Annotated in this window: 19 protein-coding genes; 13 read left to right on the top strand and 6 right to left on the bottom strand. The window is 58.3% G+C overall.

All coding sequences use genetic code 11. From position 1 onward, the window contains the following. Positions 1–174: 174 nt before the first annotated feature. A complete protein-coding gene (locus ACP86_RS04795) occupies positions 175–1,209 on the top strand; it encodes an IS110 family transposase (RefSeq protein WP_008172057.1) in 1,035 nt (344 codons plus the stop codon). A 470-nt stretch (positions 1,210–1,679) separates the two neighbouring features. After that, on the top strand, positions 1,680–2,714 hold the full coding sequence (locus tag ACP86_RS04790) for an IS110 family transposase (RefSeq protein WP_008172057.1): 1,035 nt from the start codon (positions 1,680–1,682) through the stop codon (positions 2,712–2,714). Between the two features lie 344 nt (positions 2,715–3,058). Here ACP86_RS04790 and metF read toward each other — a convergent pair whose 3' ends face one another. The 4 genes from metF to ACP86_RS04770 all read right to left on the bottom strand — a co-directional run bounded on the left by metF (position 3,059) and on the right by ACP86_RS04770 (position 7,745). After that, positions 3,059–3,928, bottom strand: coding sequence for a methylenetetrahydrofolate reductase [NAD(P)H] (gene metF, locus ACP86_RS04785; RefSeq protein ID WP_053112927.1), 870 nt, complete (start codon positions 3,926–3,928; stop codon positions 3,059–3,061). 12 nt (positions 3,929–3,940) lie between these two features. Beyond that, on the bottom strand, positions 3,941–5,335 hold the full coding sequence (gene ahcY / locus ACP86_RS04780) for an adenosylhomocysteinase (protein WP_008175303.1): 1,395 nt from the start codon (positions 5,333–5,335) through the stop codon (positions 3,941–3,943). A 68-nt stretch (positions 5,336–5,403) separates the two neighbouring features. Beyond that, a complete protein-coding gene (gene metK, locus ACP86_RS04775) occupies positions 5,404–6,594 on the bottom strand; it encodes a methionine adenosyltransferase (RefSeq protein ID WP_053112926.1) in 1,191 nt (396 codons plus the stop codon). A 149-nt stretch (positions 6,595–6,743) separates the two neighbouring features. Further along, positions 6,744–7,745, bottom strand: coding sequence for an ArsR/SmtB family transcription factor (locus ACP86_RS04770; RefSeq protein WP_039882088.1), 1,002 nt, complete (start codon positions 7,743–7,745; stop codon positions 6,744–6,746). Between the two features lie 235 nt (positions 7,746–7,980). Between ACP86_RS04770 and tkt the strand changes: the two genes are divergently transcribed. From tkt to ACP86_RS04740, 6 genes are all read left to right on the top strand, one after another. Further along, positions 7,981–9,981, top strand: coding sequence for a transketolase (gene tkt, locus ACP86_RS04765; RefSeq protein WP_053112925.1), 2,001 nt, complete (start codon positions 7,981–7,983; stop codon positions 9,979–9,981). Further along, complete coding sequence (gene gap / locus ACP86_RS04760; protein ID WP_008175297.1) at positions 9,981–11,012, top strand: type I glyceraldehyde-3-phosphate dehydrogenase; 1,032 nt, start codon at positions 9,981–9,983, stop codon at positions 11,010–11,012. The genes tkt and gap overlap by 1 nt, the downstream gene beginning before the upstream one ends. 29 nt (positions 11,013–11,041) lie before the next feature. Next, complete coding sequence (locus ACP86_RS04755; protein WP_053112924.1) at positions 11,042–12,202, top strand: phosphoglycerate kinase; 1,161 nt, start codon at positions 11,042–11,044, stop codon at positions 12,200–12,202. A 54-nt stretch (positions 12,203–12,256) separates the two neighbouring features. Further along, positions 12,257–13,321: a class II fructose-bisphosphate aldolase gene (gene fba / locus ACP86_RS04750; RefSeq protein ID WP_048496096.1), complete on the top strand. Its 1,065-nt coding sequence runs from the start codon at positions 12,257–12,259 to the stop codon at positions 13,319–13,321. 154 nt (positions 13,322–13,475) lie between these two features. Then, complete coding sequence (locus ACP86_RS04745) at positions 13,476–14,447, top strand: DnaJ C-terminal domain-containing protein (protein ID WP_053112923.1); 972 nt, start codon at positions 13,476–13,478, stop codon at positions 14,445–14,447. A gap of 13 nt (positions 14,448–14,460) precedes the next feature. Beyond that, on the top strand, positions 14,461–14,805 hold the full coding sequence (locus ACP86_RS04740) for a chaperone modulator CbpM (protein ID WP_053112922.1): 345 nt from the start codon (positions 14,461–14,463) through the stop codon (positions 14,803–14,805). Positions 14,806–14,818: 13 nt separating this feature from the next. Here ACP86_RS04740 and ACP86_RS22590 read toward each other — a convergent pair whose 3' ends face one another. Continuing rightward, complete coding sequence (locus ACP86_RS22590) at positions 14,819–14,992, bottom strand: DUF6435 family protein (protein WP_008175274.1); 174 nt, start codon at positions 14,990–14,992, stop codon at positions 14,819–14,821. Positions 14,993–15,197: 205 nt separating this feature from the next. On the opposite strand from ACP86_RS22590, the gene ACP86_RS04735 reads away from it, so the two are divergent. The 5 genes from ACP86_RS04735 to ACP86_RS04715 all read left to right on the top strand — a co-directional run bounded on the left by ACP86_RS04735 (position 15,198) and on the right by ACP86_RS04715 (position 21,640). Next, positions 15,198–16,664 carry a DUF5666 domain-containing protein gene (locus ACP86_RS04735; protein ID WP_053112921.1) on the top strand — a complete coding sequence of 489 codons (1,467 nt, stop codon included), beginning with the start codon at positions 15,198–15,200 and terminating at the stop codon, positions 16,662–16,664. 82 nt (positions 16,665–16,746) lie between these two features. Continuing rightward, positions 16,747–17,595 (top strand): DUF6502 family protein, encoded by an 849-nt coding sequence (locus ACP86_RS04730; RefSeq protein ID WP_053112920.1) that lies wholly within the window; start codon positions 16,747–16,749, stop codon positions 17,593–17,595. 5 nt (positions 17,596–17,600) lie between these two features. Then, positions 17,601–18,002, top strand: a complete 402-nt coding sequence (locus ACP86_RS04725) for a hypothetical protein (RefSeq protein WP_053112919.1) — start codon at positions 17,601–17,603, stop codon at positions 18,000–18,002. A gap of 100 nt (positions 18,003–18,102) precedes the next feature. Next, positions 18,103–19,572 carry a DUF5666 domain-containing protein gene (locus tag ACP86_RS04720; RefSeq protein WP_227507820.1) on the top strand — a complete coding sequence of 490 codons (1,470 nt, stop codon included), beginning with the start codon at positions 18,103–18,105 and terminating at the stop codon, positions 19,570–19,572. A 127-nt stretch (positions 19,573–19,699) separates the two neighbouring features. Beyond that, the gene (locus ACP86_RS04715; RefSeq protein WP_053112918.1) at positions 19,700–21,640 is read left to right on the top strand and encodes a methyl-accepting chemotaxis protein; all 1,941 of its coding nucleotides are present in this window, start codon (positions 19,700–19,702) and stop codon (positions 21,638–21,640) included. Here the strand turns inward: ACP86_RS04715 and ACP86_RS04710 are convergent. Further along, complete coding sequence (locus ACP86_RS04710) at positions 21,637–22,611, bottom strand: NAD(P)H-dependent flavin oxidoreductase (RefSeq protein WP_053112917.1); 975 nt, start codon at positions 22,609–22,611, stop codon at positions 21,637–21,639. The two genes, ACP86_RS04715 and ACP86_RS04710, sit on opposite strands and share 4 nt — an antisense overlap. Positions 22,612–22,672: the final 61 nt, after the last annotated feature.

The raw sequence follows: 22,672 nt of genomic DNA, 5'->3' as shown, positions 1-22,672 counted from the left end.
AGGTTGGCGGCTCAGGACGGGTGTTGGATTACGGTCCTTCGGACCTAATCCAACCTACGAAGGCTGGTAAGAACCGTAGGTCGATGAGATGGTCTCCTCCCCTCCTAATCGGCGTCGCAATGCGCCAGGATAGGGAAGGAGAATTTTCCTATCAGAAACGAGTGGGAGGAGACCATGAGTAAGGTTACAACGGTTGGCATTGATCTCGCAAAGAACACGTTTGTCCTTTTTGGGCTGGGCCCTAAAGGTCACAGCGGGTGGAAGCGCAAAGTGCGCCGCAAGCAGTTGCTGGAGCAGCTGGTGCGTTTGGAGCCTTGCACAGTCGCTCTTGAGGCGTGTGGGAGCTCGCACTATTGGGCTCGCCAGATACGAGCGTTAGGGCATCAGGTTGAGTTGTTACCGCCTCAACATGTGAAGGGCTATCTTCGAGGTCAGAAAAACGATTACAACGATGCTCAGGCCATTGCGGAGGCCAGTGAACATGGGCGAATTCGCCCGGTGCCGATCAAAGAGGTCGAGCAGCAGGATGATCAGATGCTGCACAAGCTGCGCCAGGGCGTGAGCAAGGATCGGGTACGAATCAGCAATCAGCTTCGAGGATTGCTGGCCGAGTACGGTGTGATCATGCCCCAGGGAATAGCGGCGCTGCGCCGGGAGCTGCCACTGGCACTGGAAGACGCTGACAACGGGTTGAGCGAGCGGGCCCGGCAGTTGTTGCACCGCCAGTATCAGCGTTTTCTGGAAGTAGAGCAGGAACTGGCCTGGTACGACCAACAAGTAAAGCAGAGATCGAGACAGGATGAGACCTGTCGGCGCCTGCAAGCGATACCGGGCGTTGGTGAAGTCGTCGCCAGTCTGCTGAAGGGCTGGATGGGTGATGGCCGCCAATTCCGGCGAGGCCGAGACGCTGGCGCAGCGCTGGGCCTGATCCCCCGTCAGAACAGCACCGGGGGCAAAGACGTCTTACTGGGAATCAGCAAGCGAGGCGACCCGTACGTACGCGCCCAACTGGTTCACGGGGCGAGAGCGGTGGTTGCCCGTGCGGACGGGAAAATGGACCGCCTCAGCCGATGGATCCAGCGACTCAAGGCAGAGCGAGGGTTCAACAAGGCAACCGTCGCATTGGCCAACAAGTTGGTTCGCATTGCCTGGGTGATTATCGCCCGAGGCGAGCACTACCAGCCATCGGAGCAACGGCTGGCGGTATGAATAAGTCAGGGATTGACTGAGCTAAATCACCGACGCGACGTCGGAAAGTAAAGCGGTTACCCTTCCCGCAGGTTGCGAGGGTCACAGCAATCGATGGCATAACAGGTCAGACCGGCCTGCCGAAAACCTGACTAATCCAAGGGCCCCAGAGGCCGTTAGGTCGATAAGGACGGCAGGCGCGGATCTTCCATCAAGGCCAGAGGCGACAAAGCCGCCTCATCAAACAGGCCGGATATACGGGCGCAAACCTGTCCCTGACATTGAGTGCTGAGACCTTGCAAACGGGGAGGAGACCATATACGGATTAGGCCCGAAGGGCCGTAATCCGACACAAAGCCAACCCAGAATCATTGCCGGTTGCCAGGAGTACTGTAGGTCGATGAGATGGTCTCCTCCCCTCCTAATCGGCGTCGCAATGCGCCAGGATAGGGAAGGAGAATTTTCCTATCAGAAACGAGTGGGAGGAGACCATGAGTAAGGTTACAACGGTTGGCATTGATCTCGCAAAGAACACGTTTGTCCTTTTTGGGCTGGGCCCTAAAGGTCACAGCGGGTGGAAGCGCAAAGTGCGCCGCAAGCAGTTGCTGGAGCAGCTGGTGCGTTTGGAGCCTTGCACAGTCGCTCTTGAGGCGTGTGGGAGCTCGCACTATTGGGCTCGCCAGATACGAGCGTTAGGGCATCAGGTTGAGTTGTTACCGCCTCAACATGTGAAGGGCTATCTTCGAGGTCAGAAAAACGATTACAACGATGCTCAGGCCATTGCGGAGGCCAGTGAACATGGGCGAATTCGCCCGGTGCCGATCAAAGAGGTCGAGCAGCAGGATGATCAGATGCTGCACAAGCTGCGCCAGGGCGTGAGCAAGGATCGGGTACGAATCAGCAATCAGCTTCGAGGATTGCTGGCCGAGTACGGTGTGATCATGCCCCAGGGAATAGCGGCGCTGCGCCGGGAGCTGCCACTGGCACTGGAAGACGCTGACAACGGGTTGAGCGAGCGGGCCCGGCAGTTGTTGCACCGCCAGTATCAGCGTTTTCTGGAAGTAGAGCAGGAACTGGCCTGGTACGACCAACAAGTAAAGCAGAGATCGAGACAGGATGAGACCTGTCGGCGCCTGCAAGCGATACCGGGCGTTGGTGAAGTCGTCGCCAGTCTGCTGAAGGGCTGGATGGGTGATGGCCGCCAATTCCGGCGAGGCCGAGACGCTGGCGCAGCGCTGGGCCTGATCCCCCGTCAGAACAGCACCGGGGGCAAAGACGTCTTACTGGGAATCAGCAAGCGAGGCGACCCGTACGTACGCGCCCAACTGGTTCACGGGGCGAGAGCGGTGGTTGCCCGTGCGGACGGGAAAATGGACCGCCTCAGCCGATGGATCCAGCGACTCAAGGCAGAGCGAGGGTTCAACAAGGCAACCGTCGCATTGGCCAACAAGTTGGTTCGCATTGCCTGGGTGATTATCGCCCGAGGCGAGCACTACCAGCCATCGGAGCAACGGCTGGCGGTATGAATAAGTCAGGGATTGACTGAGCTAAATCACCGACGCGACGTCGGAAAGTAAAGCGGTTACCCTTCCCGCAGGTTGCGAGGGTCACAGCAATCGATGGCATAACAGGTCAGACCGGCCTGCCGAAAACCTGACTAATCCAAGGGCCCCAGAGGCCGTTAGGTCGATAAGGACGGCAGGCGCGGATCTTCCATCAAGGCCAGAGGCGACAAAGCCGCCTCATCAAACAGGCCGGATATACGGGCGCAAACCTGTCCCTGACATTGAGTGCTGAGACCTTGCAAACGGGGAGGAGACCATATACGGATTAGGCCCAACGGGCCGTAATCCGACACCAGCAAACTACATCAGAAAGCAATCTTCTCCCGCTCACTGATGCCCAGGTTCTTCCAGATGCTGATACTGGGTTCCACCTGGTTCAGGGTATAGAAATGCAATCCCGGCGCGCCGGCCTTCAACAGCTTCTCGCACATCTCGGTGACCACTTCCTCACCGAACTTGCGGATGGAATCGCTGTCGTCGCCGTAGGCTTCGAGCTGTTTGCGAATCCAGCGAGGAATTTCCGCGCCGCACATGTCCGAGAAACGAACCAGGTTGGAGAAATTGACGATGGGCATGATGCCCGGGACCACCGGAATGGTAACGCCCATTTTCTCCAGCCGGTCGATGAAGTAGAAGTAGCTGTCCGCGTTGAAGAAGTACTGGGTGATGGCGCTGTTGGCACCGGCCTGAACCTTGCGGGCAAAGTTCTTCAGATCTTCTTCGGCGTTGCGGGCCTGAGGATGAAACTCAGGGTACGCGGCTACTTCCAGGTTAAACGTATCGCCGCTGTGCTCACGGATAAACTCCACCAGCTCGTTGGCGTAGCGCAGCTCACCGGCGGCACCCATACCGGAGGGCATGTCGCCCCGTAGGGCGACAATCCGGTTGATTCCGTGCTCCCGGTACAGATCCAGAAGCTCCCCGATTTCCTGGCGGGTGCCCCCGACGCAGGAAAGATGAGGTGCCGTGGAAATGCCCTGGCTATGCAGGTTGAGCACGGTCTCGATGGTGCGGTCCCGGGTGGAACCACCGGCGCCGAAGGTGACGGAGAAAAAGTCCGGATTCACCTCGGCCAGCTGGTTGCGCACGTTCTGCAGCTTTTCCTTGCCCTGGTCGGTCTTGGGCGGGAAAAACTCAAAGCTGAAACGACGCTTGAACTGTTTCTGGGATTGCATCTGTTTACCCGATCAGTACTTGTAGCTTTCTGGCTTGTACGGGCCTTCGACCGGTACACCGATGTATTTCGCCTGCTCCGGAGTCATCTTGGTGATCACGCCACCAAAGCCTTCCACCATGGCCCGGGCCACTTCCTCGTCCAGGTGCTTGGGCAGAACCTGAACGTATACGCCTTTCTCGCGGGCATCTTCCGGCAGATCGGCGAACTTGCGCTCGAACAGGTACATCTGGGCCAGAACCTGGTTGGCAAAGGAGCCATCCATGATCCGTGACGGGTGACCGGTGGCGTTGCCCAGATTCACCAGGCGGCCTTCGGACAGCAGGATCAGGTGGTCGTTGGTGGCCTTGTCGCGGTACACCACGTGCACCTGCGGCTTCACCTCGTCCCATTCCCAGTTCTTGCGCATGTAGGCGGTATCGATCTCGTTGTCGAAGTGACCGATGTTGCACACCACAGCACCGCTTTTCAGGGCTTTGAGCATGTGCGCGTCGCACACGTTCATGTTGCCGGTGGTGGTGACCAGCAGATCGGTGTTCTGCAGCAGGTCGCGGTTCACGGCAGACTCGGTACCGGTGTTCACGCCGTCAATGTACGGAGACACAACTTCGAATCCGTCCATGCAGGCTTGCATGGCACAGATGGGGTCGGCCTCGGTCACTTTTACAATCATGCCTTCCTGGCGCAGGGAAGCAGCAGAGCCCTTGCCTACATCACCATAGCCAATCACCAGGGCTTTCTTGCCTGCCATCAGGTGGTCGGTAGCGCGCTTGATGGCGTCATTCAGGCTGTGGCGACAACCGTATTTGTTGTCGTTCTTGGCCTTGGTGACCGCGTCGTTCACGTTGATGGCCGGCACCTTCAGAGTGCCCTCGCGCAGCATTTCCTGCAGACGATGCACACCGGTGGTGGTTTCTTCGGTCACGCCGTGGCAGTTAGCCAGGATTTCCGGGTACTTCTCATGGAGCAGGGCGGTCAGATCGCCGCCGTCGTCCAGAATCATGTTCGGTTCCCAGCCGTCTACATCGGCTCCGACCGTACGCTCCAGGCACCAGTCGTACTCTTCGTCGGTTTCGCCCTTCCAGGCAAACACGGGAATGCCCTGCGCGGCGATGGCGGCAGCGGCCTGGTCCTGGGTGGAGAAGATGTTGCACGAAGACCAGCGCACGTTCGCACCCAGTTCAATCAGCGTCTCGATCAACACGGCGGTCTGGATGGTCATGTGGATACAGCCCATCACATTGGCGCCTTTCAGCGGCTGCTCGGCTTTGTATTTCTCGCGGAGCTTCATCAGGGCCGGCATTTCGCCTTCAGCGATGTTGATTTCCTTGCGGCCCCAGCCGGCCAGGGAAATATCGCGAACTTTGTAGTCGTCAAAGCTGTTCAGCTTTTCTGCGGGAGTGCTCATGGTGTTCTCCTGTCAGTTCAATCAGTTTGGCTTGGGCGTATGCCTGATGACATACGCCCGAAATCGGTTTAGATACCAGCCGCATCTTTCAGGGCCGCGGCGCGATCGGTCTTCTCCCACGGGAAGGCGGTAAAGGTTTTGCCGCCAACCGTCATTTCATAGGGGTCGCGACCGAAGTGGCCGTAGGCGGCTGTTGCCCGATACATCGGATGCAGCAGATCGAGCATGTTGGTAATTGCGTAGGGCCGCAGGTCGAAGTTGTCGCGCACCAGTTCAATGATCTTGTCGTCGCTGATCTTGCCGGTGCCGAAAGTGTTCAGGGAGATCGACGTCGGCTGCGCCACACCGATGGCGTAGGACACCTGGATCTCACACTTGTCAGCCAGTCCGGCGGCGACGATGTTCTTGGCAACGTAGCGGCCGGCGTAGGCGGCGGAGCGGTCAACCTTGGACGGATCCTTTCCGGAGAAAGCACCGCCACCGTGGCGTGCCATGCCGCCGTACGTGTCTACGATGATCTTGCGGCCCGTCAGACCACAGTCGCCAACGGGGCCACCGATCACGAACTTGCCGGTCGGGTTGATGTGGAACTGGGTGTCCTTGTGCAGCAGTTCAGCTGGCAGCGCGTGCTTGACGATCAGCTCCATCACCGCTTCTTTCAGGTCTTCCTGGGTCACGTCTTCATCGTGCTGGGTGGACAGAACCACTGCGTCGATACCAGCAACCCGGCCGTTTTCGTAGCGGCAGGTAACCTGGCTCTTGGCGTCCGGGCGCAGCCACGGCAGCAGGCCGCTCTTGCGGGCTTCGGCCTGGCGCTGAACCAGACGATGAGAGAAGGTGATTGGCGCCGGCATCAGTACATCGGTTTCGTTGCTGGCATAGCCGAACATCAGGCCCTGGTCGCCGGCGCCCTGGTCTTCCGGCTTCTGGCGGTCGACGCCCTGGGCAATATCGACGGACTGCTTGCCGATAATGTTGATGATGCCGCAGGTGTCGCCGTCGTAGCCCACTTTCGAGGAGGTGTAGCCGATGTCCTTGATGACACCGCGCACCAGGTCTTCCAGATCCACCCAGGCGCTGGTGGTGATCTCACCGCCAACGATGGCCACACCGGTTTTTACCATGGTCTCGCAGGCAACGCGGGCATGGGGATCGTCGGTCAGGATGGCATCCAGCACGGCATCAGAGATCTGGTCTGCCAGTTTGTCCGGATGGCCTTCAGAGACCGATTCGGAAGTGAAGATGTTGTAGTCAGCCATAGCGCATGCTCCTCTGTGAGCGATTCAAATTCAGGCCGGTAAGCGGTTTTCTTAAAGCGCTTTCCGGTATCCGGTTTGTTGGTCTGTGTGAGGATACGTAAAACTACGTATCCGTATATCAAAATTTGTTGATATTGCGATCCAGGTCGTCAAATCTGACCGCTGTGTTTCCAGAATTCCCGAACCTGGATCTGGAACCCGTTCCGCAAGCCGATAAACAGCTGTTCTCCGGCAACCAGGCCGGCGTCCGCGGCCCAGGTGGTGAGCTCTTCCGGCTCAAACCCGAGCCAGAGATCACCGCAGTTTGCTTTTGCCCAGTCCTGGTCGTGACTGCACAGGTCGCTGATTACGAAGCAGCCGCCGTTGTTCATCAACGCCGCGGCATCAAGGAAGATGTCAGCGGGGCTGGGCACGTGATGCAGAACCATATTCGCAACGACCAGGTCGAAGGCGTCGCCCCTGGCCAGCAGGGTGTCGGTAACACCTTCTATCAGGTCGATGTTGTTCAGCCGTTCGTCAATGCAGGTGCGGGTGGCCTTGGCCAGCATGTCCCGGCTGTTATCCAGGGCAACCACATGCCCACAAAGCTCTGCCAGAACCGGTAGGAAGGCACCCTCGCCGGGGCCGATTTCCAGTGCGGCCTGCCATTGATGTTTGCGGGACCGTTTGCGGATCATTTCCGCGACCGGCTCTGCGTAAAGATCAAAAGCGGCGATCAGTTCCTGCTGCTCGCGGAACTGCTCTGCATGCCGGGCGAAGAAAGCCTGGGACTGGTCTGCGCGCTGAGTGCGAATGGCCTCAATGCGCTCCTGCAGATGTGGTGGCAGTGGCACCCGGTCTACCGCTTCAAATATCTGTCGGATGGTCTGGTCGGTTGGCTTGTCGCTGTCCAGGTGCAGCGGGCGGCGATAGAAAATCGCATTGCCTTCACGCTGGGGCTCAAGCAGACCAGCCTTGTTCATTACCTTCAGGTGGTGGCTCATACCGGACTGGCGCATATCAAACAACTGGCTGAGCTCCAGAACTCCGAACGTATCCCGTCTCAACACACGCAGAATCTCCAGCCGCAACGGATCCCCGCCCGCTTTGAAGATCGGGGCCAGTGCGTCCACGGAGGACAGGTTATCGGCGTATGTGTTCATGGATGTCATGGAAACGAAGTGTAGGGGGCTTCGGGTGGTCAATCAATAGGCATATCAAAAAATTTTGATATAGATTTATCGTTCTTTGAAATCAGACCTTTCGGAAATCCACAGGCAAACAATCGTGAAACAGGCACATGCCGATTTGCCCCGGCACACACTAATCGGCGAAAATACGCGCCTCATTTTGATCGCCCTTTAATCACTACGAATTCTTTTCCTGCAAAACACTGGAGAAACGTCAATGCCGTCTCGTAAAGATCTCGCCAACGCCATTCGCGCGCTGAGCATGGATGCGGTTCAGAAAGCCAAGTCCGGCCACCCGGGTGCGCCCATGGGTATGGCGGATATCGCCGAGGTTCTGTGGAACGATTACCTGAGCCACAACCCGGCCAACCCTCAGTGGGCCAACCGGGACCGCTTCGTGCTGTCCAACGGTCACGGCTCCATGCTGCAGTACTCCCTGCTGCACCTGAGCGGTTACGACGTTTCCATCGAAGACATCAAGAACTTCCGTCAGTTGCACTCCAAGACGCCGGGCCACCCCGAGTACGGCTACACCCCGGGTATCGAAACCACCACCGGCCCCCTGGGCCAGGGTATTGCCAACGCCGTTGGTTTCGCCATTGCCGAGAAGTCCCTGGCAGCGCAGTTCAACCGTCCGGGCCACGAGATCGTTGACCACTACACCTACGCGTTCCTCGGCGACGGCTGCCTGATGGAAGGCATCTCTCACGAAGTTGCCTCCCTGGCAGGCACCCTCGGCCTCGGCAAGCTTGTGTTCTTCTATGACGACAACGGCATCTCCATCGATGGCGAAGTGGATGGCTGGTTTACTGATAACACCCCGCAGCGTTTCGAGTCTTACGGCTGGCAGGTGATTCCCGCAGTCGACGGCCATGATGCTGACGCCATTCGCGCCGCGATCGAAGCCGCCCGTGCCAACACCGAACAGCCCACGCTGATCTGCTGCAAGACCATCATCGGCTTTGGTTCCCCGAACAAACAGGGCAAGGAAAGCTGTCACGGTGCCCCCCTGGGTGACGACGAAATCACCCTGACCCGCGAGCAGTTGGGCTGGCAGTACGGTCCGTTCGAAATTCCGGCCGACATCGCCAGTGCCTGGAACGCCCGTGAAAAAGGTGCCGCTGCCCAGTCCGAGTGGGAACAGAAGTTTGCCGCCTACGAAAAAGCGGAGCCGGAACTGGCGGCTGAGTTCAAGCGCCGCATGGCTGGCGACCTGCCCGCCGACTTTGCCGAGAAGGCCCAGGCTTACATCCAGGAATGCCAGGACAAGGCCGAGACTGTGGCTTCCCGCAAGGCGTCCCAGAACACTCTGAACGCTTACGGCCCGCTGCTGCCGGAACTGATGGGCGGCTCTGCCGACCTGGCCGGTTCCAACCTGACTATCTGGTCCGACACCAAGGGTCTGACCAAGGAAGATGCCAGCGGTAACTACATCTATTACGGTGTCCGTGAATTCGGCATGGCTGCGATCATGAACGGCATCGCCCTGCACGGCGGTTTCGTGCCCTACGGCGCGACCTTCCTGATCTTCATGGAATATTGCCGCAACGCCGTGCGCATGGCTGCGCTGATGAAGCAGCGTTCCATCTTCGTGTTCACCCACGACTCCATCGGCCTGGGTGAAGATGGCCCGACTCACCAGCCTATCGAGCAGATGGCCAGTCTGCGCACCACGCCCAACATGAGCATGTGGCGTCCGGCGGATACTGTTGAATCCGCAGTGGCCTGGAAAGCAGCTCTTGAGCGCACCGATGGCCCGACCGCCATGGTCTTCTCCCGTCAGGGGCTGCCGGCACAGCCGCGCGATGCCCAACAGCTGGCGGACGTAGCCAAGGGCGCCTATATCCTGTCAGACAGCGAAGGCACGCCGGACCTGATCCTGATTGCCACCGGCTCCGAAGTCGGCCTGGCGCAGGATGCGGCTGCCCAGCTTCGTGATCAGGGCAAGAACGTGCGCGTGGTTTCCATGCCGTCCACGGACGTGTTCGATGCCCAGAGCGCCGAGTACAAGCAGCAGGTCCTGCCGCTGGATGTCACCAACCGCATCGCCATTGAAGCCGGCATTGCCGATTACTGGTACAAGTACGTTGGCCTGGACGGTCGCATCATCGGCATGACCACCTTTGGTGAGTCCGCCCCGGCCGGTGAGCTGTTCAAGGAATTCGGCTTTACCGTCGACAATGTCCTGGAAGTGGCTGCTGAGCTTCTGGACGCCTGATGACGGACTCTGCGCCTTTTCGTGTCGCCATCAACGGGTACGGCCGAATCGGCCAGTGCGTGTTGCGTGCGCTTTATGAAAACGGCTTCCGCGATCACCTTCAGGTGGTCGCGATCAACGAGTTGTCGGATATCGACACCATTGCCCACCTGACCCGATACGATTCCACCCACGGGCGTTTCCAGGGTGACATTTCGGTATCGGGTCAGGACCTGATGGTCAATGGCGATGCCATCCGCGTGTTGAGTCACGCTGACCCGGCAGAGCTGCCCTGGCGCCTGCTTGATGTCGATCTGGTACTGGAATGTTCCGGCGCCTTCTCGGATCGTGCTACGGCCGAGAAGCACATCGATTCCGGGGCCAGACGCCTGCTCTTCTCGCAGCCGGCCGAGTCCGATGTGGACCGCACCGTTGTCTACGGGGTCAACCACGCTGATCTCACACCGGAAGACGTGATCGTTGCAGCCGCCTCCTGCACCACCAACTGCCTGGTGCCTGTGATCAAGGTGCTGGACGACGCCTTTGGCGTGCAGCAGGGCAGTACCACCACGATTCACGCGGCCATGAATGACCAGCCGGTTATCGATGCCTACCACCACCAGGATTTGCGACGAACCCGCAGCGCCCTGCACAACATCGTTCCGGTGGAAACCGGTCTTGCGAAAGGTATTGAGCGGTTGCTGCCGAGCATGGAAGGCAAGTTCAGTTCGGTCGCCATGCGGGTGCCGACCATGAATGTCTCCGCCATCGACATGGTGGTGAACGTGGGCAAAGCCACCAACGTGGCAGCGGTGAACAACCTGTTAGAAGAGGCCGCCAACGGCCCGTTAAAGAGCATACTCGGCTATACCGACGAACTGCTGGCCAGCTCCGACTTCAACCACGACGCCCACTCCGGCGTGGTGGATGGCGGCCAGACCCGGGTCACCGGGGGCACCATGGTGAAAGTGCTGTGTTGGTTCGATAATGAGTGGGGGTTCGCGAACCGGATGCTCGATGTCAGCAAAAGCTGGTTAACCAAACATTCTTAATCTGAAATTTTGTTGAAGGGACGAACGTTATGGCCATCAAGAGAATGACCGACCTTAACCTCGCCGGTAAGCGAGTGCTGATCCGCGAAGATTTGAACGTGCCGGTCAAGGACGGCAAAGTCTCCAGCGACGCCCGCATCCGCGCCTCACTGCCCACCATCAAGGCTGCTAAAGACGCCGGCGCCAAAGTCATGCTGATGTCCCACCTGGGCCGCCCGGAAGAAGGCGTGTACGACGAAGCCTCCTCCATGAAGCCTGTCGCCGACCACCTGACCAAAGTACTGGGCCAGGAAGTTCGCCTGATCAAGGATTACCTGGATGGCGTTGAAGTGGCCGATGGCGAAGTCGTCCTGTTCGAGAACGTCCGCTTCAACAAAGGCGAAAAGAAAGACAACGAAGACCTCGCAAAGAAGTACGCGGCATTGTGCGACGTCTACGTAATGGACGCCTTCGGCACTGCTCACCGCGCCCAGGCCTCCACCCACGGCGTAGCCAAATTCGCCCCCGAGGCCTGCGCCGGCCCGCTGCTGGCGGCCGAACTCGAAGCCCTGGGCAAAGCCCTGGATAACCCGGCCAAGCCAGTGGTGGCCATTGTTGGCGGCTCCAAAGTCTCCACCAAACTGGACGTGCTCAACGCCCTGGAAAAGGTTTGCGACTCCATCATCGTGGGCGGCGGCATCGCCAACACCTTCCTGGCGGCCGCTGGTCACCCGGTTGGCAAATCCCTGTGCGAACACGACCTGATCGACACCGCCAAAGAAATCGCCAGCCGCGTTGAAATCCCGCTGCCGGTCGACGTGGTGGTTGCCAGCGAATTCGCAGAAACCGCCACCGCAACCACCAAGAACATCGCCGACGTCACCGACGACGACATGATTCTCGATGTGGGCCCAGAGACCGCGGGCGAATTCGCTGAACTGCTGAAAAACGCCAAAACCATCCTCTGGAACGGCCCGGTTGGCGTTTTCGAATTCGACCAGTTCGGCAACGGCACCAAAGCGCTTGCTAATGCCATCGCCGAAAGTGACGCCTTCTCACTCGCCGGCGGTGGTGATACCGTCGCCGCCGTTGACAAGTACGGCGTTGCTGACAAAATCTCGTATATCTCTACCGGTGGTGGCGCGTTCCTGGAATTCGTAGAAGGTAAGACGCTCCCGGCAGTAGCGGTGCTGGAAGAACGCGGCGCGTAACGAGTTACTGAAAGAATCCAACTATCCCCAAAGTCCAAATGAAGGAGACGACCCATGGCCCTGATTTCGATGCGGCAAATGCTGGATCACGCCGCCGAGCATGGTTACGGTGTGCCAGCCTTTAACGTCAACAACCTGGAACAGATGCGCGCCATCATGGAAGCCGCCGACAAAACCGACTCCCCGGTGATTGTCCAGGCTTCCGCCGGTGCCCGCAAATACGCTGGCGCCCCCTTCCTGCGCCACCTGATCCTGGCGGCCATCGAAGAATTCCCGCACATCCCGGTGGTCATGCACCAGGACCACGGCACCAGCCCCTCCGTGTGCCAGCGCTCCATCCAGCTGGGCTTCAGCTCCGTGATGATGGACGGCTCCCTCGGTGAAGACGGTAAAACCCCCACCGACTACGAATACAACGTTGATGTTACCCGTCGCACCGTTGAAATGGCCCACGCCTGCGGTGTCTCCGTAGAAGGCGAGCTGGGTTGCCTGGGTTCTCTCGAAACCGGCCAGGCCGGTGAAGAAGACGGCATCGGTGCCGAAGGTACCCTGGATCACAGCCAGATGCTGACCGACCCGGAAGAAGCGGCGGACTTCGTCAAGAAAACCCACGTTGATGCCCTGGCCATTGCCATCGGCACCAGCCACGGCGCCTACAAGTTCACCCGTCCGCCCACAGGCGACATCCTGGCCATCGACCAGATCAAAGCCATCCACGCTCGCATCCCGGACACCCACCTGGTTATGCACGGCTCCAGCTCCGTACCCCAGGAGTGGCTGAAGATCATCAACGAATACGGTGGCGAGATTCCGGAAACCTATGGTGTGCCGGTCGAAGAAATTGTAGAGGGCATCAAGCACGGCGTGCGCAAGGTCAACATTGATACCGACCTGCGTCTGGCCAGCACTGGCGCCGTTCGTCGCTTCCTGGCTGAGAACCCGGCCGAGTTCGACCCGCGCAAATTCCTCAAGGAAACGATGAAGGCCATGACCGAAGTGTGCATCGCACGCTACGAAGCCTTCGGTTGTGCCGGCAACGCCAGCAAAATCAAGCCGGTGAACCTTGAGCGCATGTTCGAGCGTTACGCCTCCGGTGAGCTGGATCCGAAAGTTAAGTAAGTTATGTTATTCATTTGGGGCGGATCTCCGCCCCAAATGCCTGACCCACCTCAAGTACGAACGACCTTCCCCTTGTAATTTCCCCAATCTCATCAAATATAGTGGTTAGTAAGCGGGCGTACGCCCAGCAGAATAACCAGTGGTGAGGATCCTGATGGACTTCAAAGACTATTACGCCGTGCTCGGTGTGAGTGAGTCTGCCTCCGCCGAGGAGATAAAAAAAGCCTACCGAAAGCTGGCACGGAAATACCATCCGGATGTCAGTAAGGAAGAGGACGCCGACACCAAATTCAAGGAAGTGGGTGAAGCCTACGAAGTACTGAAAGATCCCGAGAAGCGCGCGGAGTACGACCAGCTGCGTAAATACGGCGCCAGGGCGGATGGTTCTTTCGAGCCGCCTCCGGGCTGGCAAAGCGGTGCCGGTTTCGGTGGCGGAGGTTATACCGATGCCGACGCGCGCCAGTTCAGCGACTTCTTCGAGGAGATATTCGGCGGTGGTCGCCAGGGCGGTTTCTCCGGGGGCTACGGTGGTGGCGGTTTCCGCCAGAACATGAGAATGCGCGGTGAGGACGTGCACGCCAGGATTGCGCTGTTCCTGGAAGAAGCGTTTCACGGCTGTGAAAAGCAGGTTTCTTTCGCGGTACATGAGGCCGATGAGCATGGCCGGGTGATGCCGCGGCAAAAGACCCTGAAAGTGAAGATTCCCGCAGGCATGCGCGAGGGCCAGCATATTCGCCTCAAAGGCCAGGGGGCGCCGGGCGCTGGTGGTGGAGAACCGGGCGATCTGTTCATTGAAGTGGAGCTGGCACCCCACCCGCATTTCACGGTGGAGGGCCGGGACGTATTGGTCACGGTTCCGATCGCCCCCTGGGAGGCCGCTCTGGGGGCAACGGTGACCGTGCCAACGATTGGCTCAAAGGTGAATGTGAAGGTGCCGAAGGGCTCCACCAGTGGACGGAAGCTGCGCCTCAAGGGTAAGGGTTTCCCGGGCAAGCACCCGGGCGATCAGATTGTCATCCTGCAGATTGCCATGCCCGAGAAACACAGCGCCGAGGCCGAGAAGCTCTACGAGCAACTGGCCGAGGCAGAGAAAAACTTCAATCCACGCAGCAAGCTTCACGTGTAAGCGGGAGTAAGGTATGAGCAAGCAGGATCATATTTTGACGGTAGAGGTGGTCGACCAGGATGGCAGCACCTTCACCCTGCGTGAAATCTGCGAGCGCGGCGAGTGCCATGCCGAGTTTGTCATAAAACTGGTGGACTACGGGATCATTGCCCCGCTGGAAGATTACCCGGAGGCACGGCAATGGGAGTTCGATGTCGCTGCCCTGAGCCGATTGCGCAAAGCGCAGAGATTACAGAGGGACCTGAAAATGAATCTGCCCGGCCTGGCCATGTCTCTGGAACTGCTCGATGAGGTGGAGGAAATGCGTCGGGAAGTGGCCCGCCTCAATCACCGCATCCGGCAATTGATGGGGGAGTAAACGCTCCCCCCGCTTATTTCTTTTCGTCCAGCGCCTGGATCTCGGCGTAGATCTTTTCTGCCTCCTCCATGAGGGTTCCATGAGTTCTCAGATCGCCATTGCGCTGGGCATCCAGTGCCTTGGCGAGCTTCGCCTCGTATTGTTTCTGCAGTTTTTTCTTCGGATCGCCTTTCAAAAATCCCAACATCGTAATGAACCTGTTTTGGCTGAACGTTCAAAGATTTACGTTTTTTGCTCCATAAAGTTCACAAAATTTTCATGATCAAAAACTGGACAGCCCCAAAAAATGGGATTAAATTCCCAAATACAGATGTGGGAAAAATATCCCAATTTATTATCGGGTGTTAAGACGTGGTCGCCCGGGGACGCAACAACAAGCCTGGAGAAGAACGATGAATCGCAAACCTTTAGCAATAGCAGTGAAACTGGCCATGACCGGCGCTCTTGCTGGCGCACTTGTCGCTTGCGGAGGCGGTGGCTCTGGAGACACCTCAACAAGTGATGCTTCATCGGGGACCAGTGTCGGGGCGGTATCCGGTTTCGGCAGTGTTTACGTGAACGGTACCCGCTTTGAGACCAACGGCAGCGTTAGCAGCGACGATGGCCTGGAACGCGAGGATCAGCTCGAAAAGGGCATGATCCTCAAAGTTGACGGCGATTGGGATGACAGTGGTCAGGGGCGGGCGGACAAAGTCAGTTATGACGATACCCTGCGCGGGCCGATTTCCGGCATGAGCTGGGATGAGGTTACCCGCACCGGAACTCTGACCATGCTTGGCCAGAGCATTGCCCTGGATGGCAAAACCGTCTTCCGCGGCGCAACACCAACGGCTCTTGCCGACAACCCCCAGGGCTATCGTATAAGGGTCAGCGCCTGGCGTCTTGAGGATGGCAGCTTCCGGGCAAGCTTTGTTGGTGCCCGGGCCATTGGCCTGGAATTCGATGACAACAACGAAGTAGAAATCGAAGGCGTTGTTGCCGATCTGGACACAAGCGCCCAGACCTTCACCATCAACGGTTTTATTATCGATTACACCAGTGCGGTAGGAGACGATGATTTCTCCCTCGATGACCTGGCAAACGGAATCGCTGTCGAAGTGGAAGGGACGCTGAACGGCAACACCATCTTGGCCGAGGAAATCGATGATGAGGATGACCTCTTCGACGATGATGACGATGTCGAAATCTCCGGAAGCATTTATGACTATGACGCCGCCAGCGGACAGTTCTCGGTAAATGGGGTGCGCGTCCAGATTGATGGGGGCACCGAGTTCGACGATCTCCGCGAAAGCAGCCTTGCGGATGGCCTGTTCGTGAAAGTGGAAGGGGATTTCCGCAATGGCGTCCTGGTGGCTGAAGAGATCGAAGGCCGGGATTCCGATGCCGAGCTGGATGGTCGCATCGAGTCTCTTGATCTGACCAATGAAACCATGGTCGTCAGTGGCGTCCGGGTTCAGCTGACCGGCAACACCCTGATTGATGACGACGACGATGACGAAGATGGCCTTCGCAGTCGCGTCCAGGATATCCAGAGCCTGCAGGTGGGTGACTATCTCGAAATTGAAGGTCGCCAGCAGAGCAGTGAAGGCGGATTCCTCGAGGCCATCAGCATCGAGCGTGAGGATGACGATGACGATGACGATTTTGAGCTTGAGGCACGGGTGAGTGCCATCGGAGCCGATTCCATCACCATCATGAATCTTGAGGTGCTCCGAAATGGCTACAGCCTGTCCGGCGCCCAGGTTGGTGATGAAGTGGAAATCGAGTATCGCCAGACCAGCGGTGGCGAGTATGAGCTCACCGACAACGTCGAAGTCGATGACGATAGTGACGACGGCAATGGCAGCAATGATGATTGATCAGTGAGCCGAAGGTGCGGGTCGGACAGTTGTCGGCCCGCATCCTGGCTTTCGAAGTCGCTATGGGAATACAATCCCAAACATGAAAAAGCCCAACCCCCTGCATCAAGCGCTGTTTCGCATTCTGCGCCCTCTGGCGAGGTTGCTGTTGCGCAATGGTATTCCTTTTGGTGAGTTCTCCGAGCTGGTTAAACGTGCCTACGTGGAAGCCGCCCTGGAGGACTTCACCGACGACCGGAGAAAGCCCACGGACTCACGGGCTGCAGTCATGACCGGGCTGACCCGCAAGGAAGTCAAACGCCAGCGGGAGATCCTGGCAGGGGAGGATGCTGGGAGCCGCGACGTGCTCCATACCAACCGGGCGTCCCGGGTGGTATCGGGCTGGGTCCACGATGCGGTGTTTCAGGCCAAGGACGGAGAGCCTGCCATGCTGGCTTTCGACGGGCCTGCAAGCTTCAGCGAGCTGGTCAAACGCTACAGCGGCGACATGCCGCCCCGTTCCGTGCTGGATGAACTGCTTCGGGTGGGGGTGGTTTCCGTGGAGGGGGAATCTGGCCGCCTGGTCCTGCAGCAAAGGGCCTTTGTCCCGGCCGGAGACAGCGAGGAAATGCTGCAGATTTTCGGTGAGGACGTATCGGATCTCATCGCAACCATTGATCACAATCTGGTCAGTGACGAGTCCGGGCAGCCACCTCTGTTCCAGAGAACCCTGACCTACAACAATATCCCTCCGGAAGTGATGGAGCGCTGGCGCAGGCATGCAGCCGCCCAGTCGCAGGCACTGCTGGAACAGCTGGACAAGTGGCTTGGTCCTCATGACCGCGATATATCGGGGCAGAACTCTGACAGTGAGTCCGGGGATCCGGTCCGCACCGGCGTGAGCATCTTCTTTTTTGAAGAGCCTGCCGGGAAAGAGCCGAAAGGAGATTGAGTGCTATGAGTCTCAAGAGGCAGCCGAACATTATTCGTCGCTGGGAGCCAACGGAGCTTGCAAGCACCATACTTTCCGCATCGTCCCGGCAGGTTATTCGCTCCTGGATCAGCTCAAGTGAATTTCTCGACGAGCATCATGACCCGGTCATGCTCCTGATGGACAATTACGCAACGGATTCTTTTCGCAGTCTGGTGCAAGCGACCAATCCTGATTTCAGCCCAACGGTGGTTCTGAATGAATTACTTCGTAAGGGTGTGGTCGAACCTCTGGATAGCGGTTACCTCATGCTGAGGAGAAGTATCTATGCGCCCTCACAGCCAGGGCTTCCTCGCGAATCGCGAGTCGACCAGGTTTTTGAGCACGAGGACGAGATTCCCCGCAGGCGCTTTAACGATGCTATATAACAGACACCGGCCAGGAACGCCGGTTATGGAGAACTCGAATATGAAACGGCACATCCGCAATCGTGTTATCGGGCTGGCCGCCGGCACAGTGGCCTTCGGGGTGATTTCCGCCTGTGGCGGAGGCGGCAGTGGCGGAGGCCTGGATGTTGCCGATGGCGGTATACGTGGCACTGGCTCCAGCGTTGGGCCTGTTTCCGGGTTTGGCAGTGTGTTTGTTAATGGGGTGCGGTTCGACACAAGAGATCTCAACGGAGCTGTCGAAAGCAATGATGGCATTGATGCCGAAACTCAGCTCAGTGAAGGAATGATTCTTCGCGTTGATGGTGAGTGGAGTGATAACGGCGAGGGAGTTGCTGAGAGTCTTGAATACGACGACACTTTCCGGGGTGCGGTGTCGGATGTGACTTTGAGCCAAAATAATGAACAGGTAACCTTCACAATATACGGACAAGAGCTGTTTGCCACTACCCAGACTGTGTTCCGGGGCACCACCTTGGCAAATCTGACTAACGATGATTTTGTTCGAGTAAGTGCCTACCGGGGGCCGGATGGGCTTTATCGTGCAAGCTTTGTTGGAACTGCTACTCGCAACGAAAGCGATATTGAGCTTGAGGTTGACCTGTCAAACGCAGAGTTTGATGCAGGCAACAATCAAATTCTCAGCAATGGTTTTACCATTACTTATGCCGACAATGTCTTTGCGAATGGCCTTACAGAGGCTGACCTTGAAGCGGGCGGATTCTTCGAGATTGAAGGAGAGTTGATGGTCCCCAATGAGATTAATGCCATTAGTATCGACAGGGACGATTTCCGCCGTTATCAGCAAGGAGAGGGAGACGATATTGAGCTCACTGGAACTGTCCAGACTCGCTACGTGGCAGACGGTGGTAATCCGCGCCCCGGAGAGTTAACCCTGGCCGGACTTACGATCAGGATTGTCAACGAGACTGAACTCGACGATGGCCTCACGCTCGACAGCCTGCAGCCAGGTCTCCTGATCCAGGTTGAGGGGAAATTCATCGGTGATAGTGTGGTGGAAGCTGAGGAGATTGAGTTACGGGAGCCCGACTCCAAGGTGAAGGGCTCGATTGATGTGAATTCGGTTGATCCTTCAAGCCGTCGTTTCGAAGTTGGCGGCGTTAAGATTCAGGTCACGCCCCTGACGACTCTGACCCGCGATGACGATGGAGAAATTGATTTTGCCCAACTCACCGCCTTTGGAACTAAGGTTGAGGTCGAGGGAATTGAGAGGGGAGCTCCAGACAGCATTTATGTTCAGGCTCTGAAAGTCGAGGTCGAGAGCGAGGAAGACGACGCCAGCAGCTTCGAGTTGGAAGGCCGGTTGCGGTTTATCTCTTTGAATCCGTCGGCGAATGGACTGTCCATCCTCGGAATTACCATGAGTGATCTTGGCGCTGATTACGATGGAGACAACGAGAGCACGGCCAGACAGGAAATCGTTGACGCCTTTGAAGGACCAGAGCCGGTGTTCCTCGAAGTTGAATACTTCAACACATCTTCTGGCTTCGTTGCAGATGAAGTTGAACTCGAGAGCGAAGATGACGATTAACTACAAAACCCGTACATAAAAGCGCGCTATTCAGGCCCGGGTTTTGCTATACATACGGACACGCCAGGCAGGGACGCTGTTGCCGACTGTGCAGGATGCATGAAGCACACATGCTAGCGGAGTCCGTATGTCACTCAGTTTTATCCGGCGGCTGATTTCTAGCCGCCTTCTCAGACCGGTTTTTGTGGTTCTGGTCGTTGCCGGTCTGGTTCAGGTCCTGGTCAGCCAGTGGCTAATTTCCAGCCAGGTGGAGCGCCTTGTCGACACCGCCGGGTCCGCCCTTGAGGCCAGTAGCCAGCAGGTCAGTGCCTCCTTCGGGGATACCCGTGAGGATGTCCGATCCCGCCTGGAGACCATGCGGCAGAAGACCACCGAGGAACTCTCCGCCGAACTCACCCGCCAGCAGACGGCGCAGCAGGAACGCGTTGCCGGCAACGTTCGCACCGCTGTCATGGCGGAAGCCCAGGGGCTGGCTGATGTCCTCGCCGCTGTTGCGGCCCCGCTGATCTGGGATCGGGATGTCCCACGCCTCACCGATCTTGTCGAACTGGCCGACGCCCGTGAATCGGTTCTGTTTGCCGTGTATTACGACCAGTACGGTGATCGGCTGACCCGTTATGTGGACCGCACCGACGACCGGGTGCGCACCTTAATGGAGCAGGGGGAAGGTCGCGGTGCGGCAAATCGGGTCCTGGATGCGGCAAGTCGCGACCCCAACGTGGTCATCATTACGGCCGATATCGCCCCCCAGGGTTCCGCCATTGGTCAGCTGAAGCTGGGGCTGTCGCTCGAAGGCATCAATCAGGACCTGGCGGCTCTGGAGCAGGAGTTCAGCGCTACCATAACCGGCAGCATCGACGCGCTGCATGACACCCTGGAAGCAGAAACCGAACAGGTTAACCGGCGCCTTCAGCAGCAGTTGGCGAGTATGGACGCTGACACTCGCTCCAGAATCCAGAACACTGTGGAGGCGTTGAATACCGAAGCTTCGAGCCTCTCCGCCAATTTGAGCATGCTGGCAATCGGTTCCGTGGTGGTTCTGATCCTGCTGGTGGCCCTGGTGCTCGGCGGAGGCTTGCTGCCCAGAGTTTTCCGTTTGAGCTCGGCGATCTGGGGTATCGCCGATGGCGAGGCCGATCTCACCCGCCGGGTTTCCATGAAAGGCAAGGATGAGCTCACGGAAATGGCGCAAGGCGTGAACCGCTTTATTGGACGAATCCAGGAGCTGGTCTCGGAAGTCAAAGAGTCTGCCGAATCGGCCGCCGGCCAGGCCCAGGCTCAGGGTGACATCAGCCGCAGTGCGGTGGCGGCCGTGAACCGTCAGGAACAGGAAGTGGCGGAGGTGTCCGGCACCATGGATGCCATGTCTCGTAGTATTTCCGAGGTGGCTGAAAACATTCAGGATATCGCAGGCTCGGTCAGCAACGTCAGTTCCGAGAGTGAGGCCACCGCGGGGATTTCCCGGGAAGTTCGGAACCGGTTGGATCAGGTAGTCCGTAATGTTGAACAGGCGGTGGAAGCGGTCAATCAGCTGGACCACCAGAGCAAGGAAATCGGATCGGTGCTGTCGGTGATCGGCGCCATCGCAGAGCAGACCAACCTGCTGGCTCTCAATGCTGCCATCGAGGCTGCTCGCGCCGGAGAATCCGGCCGGGGCTTTGCCGTGGTGGCCGATGAGGTCCGTACTCTGGCGAGCCGGACCCAGGAATCCACCACTGAAATCCAGTCCATCATTGAACGTCTGCAGCAGGGCAGCCGGCAGGCTGTCAGCGCCATTGGCGAGGTGTCAGGGCAGGTTGCGGAGTCGTCGTCGGAGTTCCGTCGGGCTGACGAGCATTTCGACCGGATCAACCAGTTGCTCAGCAGCCTTCAGGATCGGGCCATGGCTATTTCATCCGTGGCGGAAGAGCAGGGCCGGCATGCCAGTGAAGTCAGTGTGAGCGTGAGCGATATTGCAGGCTCATCCCGCCAGACGGTAGAAGCCATTGAGCGCTCCGACGAGGCCAGCGGCCAGATTGCCCGGACACTGACCTCGTTGAAGGATAAAGCCTCACAGTTCCAGGTTTAGGAACCTGTCGATAACAGGCGCTCCCGGGCGTTTCTGTACTCCTCGGACAGACGGCTCACCAGTTCCGGGACGGTGAGCACGTCGTGGATCTGGCTGACGCCCTGGCCGGCCGACCATACGGTTTTCCAGGCCTTGGCTTCATCATCAATGGGCTTCAGCTTTTCCCCGTAGTTGATCTCGCCGGCCTGGTTCAGTTTGTCCATGGGGAAGCCGGCCGCTTCCAGACTCTGGCGCATAAAGCTGGCGGGTACACCGGATACCGCCGGTGTATGGATAATGTCGCCAGACACTGCCTCAATGATCATGTTCCGGTAGGCCTCATCGGCCTGGGACTCGAACGTGTTTATAAAACGGGTACCCAGGTAGGCCAGGTCCGCACCGAGGGCATGGGCCGCCAGCAGATCCTCACCATGGGATAGCCCCCCGGCCAGCAAAATCGTGCCGCCAAAGACTTCCCGGATTTCATGCACCAGAACGAACGGGTTGATCGTGCCCGCATGGCCACCGGCACCCGCTGCCACGGCAATAATGCCGTCCACACCGGCTTCGGCCGCCTTGCGGGCATGCTTCTGGTTGGTCACGTCATGGAACACCACCCCGCCGTAGCTGTGCACCGCCTCCACCACCTGGCTGGCGGCGCCCAGGGAGGTGATGATAATGGGCACCTTGTGTTTAACACACAGTTCCAGGTCTGCCTGCCAGCGCGGATTGGTCCGGTGCACGATCAGGTTCACGGCGTAGGGCGCCGTTTTTGCTTCCGGATTGGCGCTTCGGTAAGCGGCCAGCTCTTCGTTCATCTGGATCAGCCACTCCTCAAAGCCCTCGCTGGTGCGTTGGTTCAAAGCCGGGAAACTGCCAACGATGCCCTGCTTGCAGCAGGCGAGCGCCAGTTCGGGCCCAGAGATCAGAAACATGGGTGCGGCCACCAGGGGCAGTGAGAGAGAGTCTGTCAGGGAAGCGGGCAATGGCATGAGGATTCCTTAATTTTTGTTGGAACTTTTGTAGGATATAAAGGATCTTAGCGTGCCACGC

This window comes from Marinobacter sp. CP1 (assembly GCF_001266795.1).
GTDB classification, from domain to species: Bacteria; Pseudomonadota; Gammaproteobacteria; order Pseudomonadales; family Oleiphilaceae; genus Marinobacter; species Marinobacter flavimaris.
Note: the sequence above shows the minus strand (reverse complement) of the source record. Positions and strands in the feature narration are given on the sequence as shown.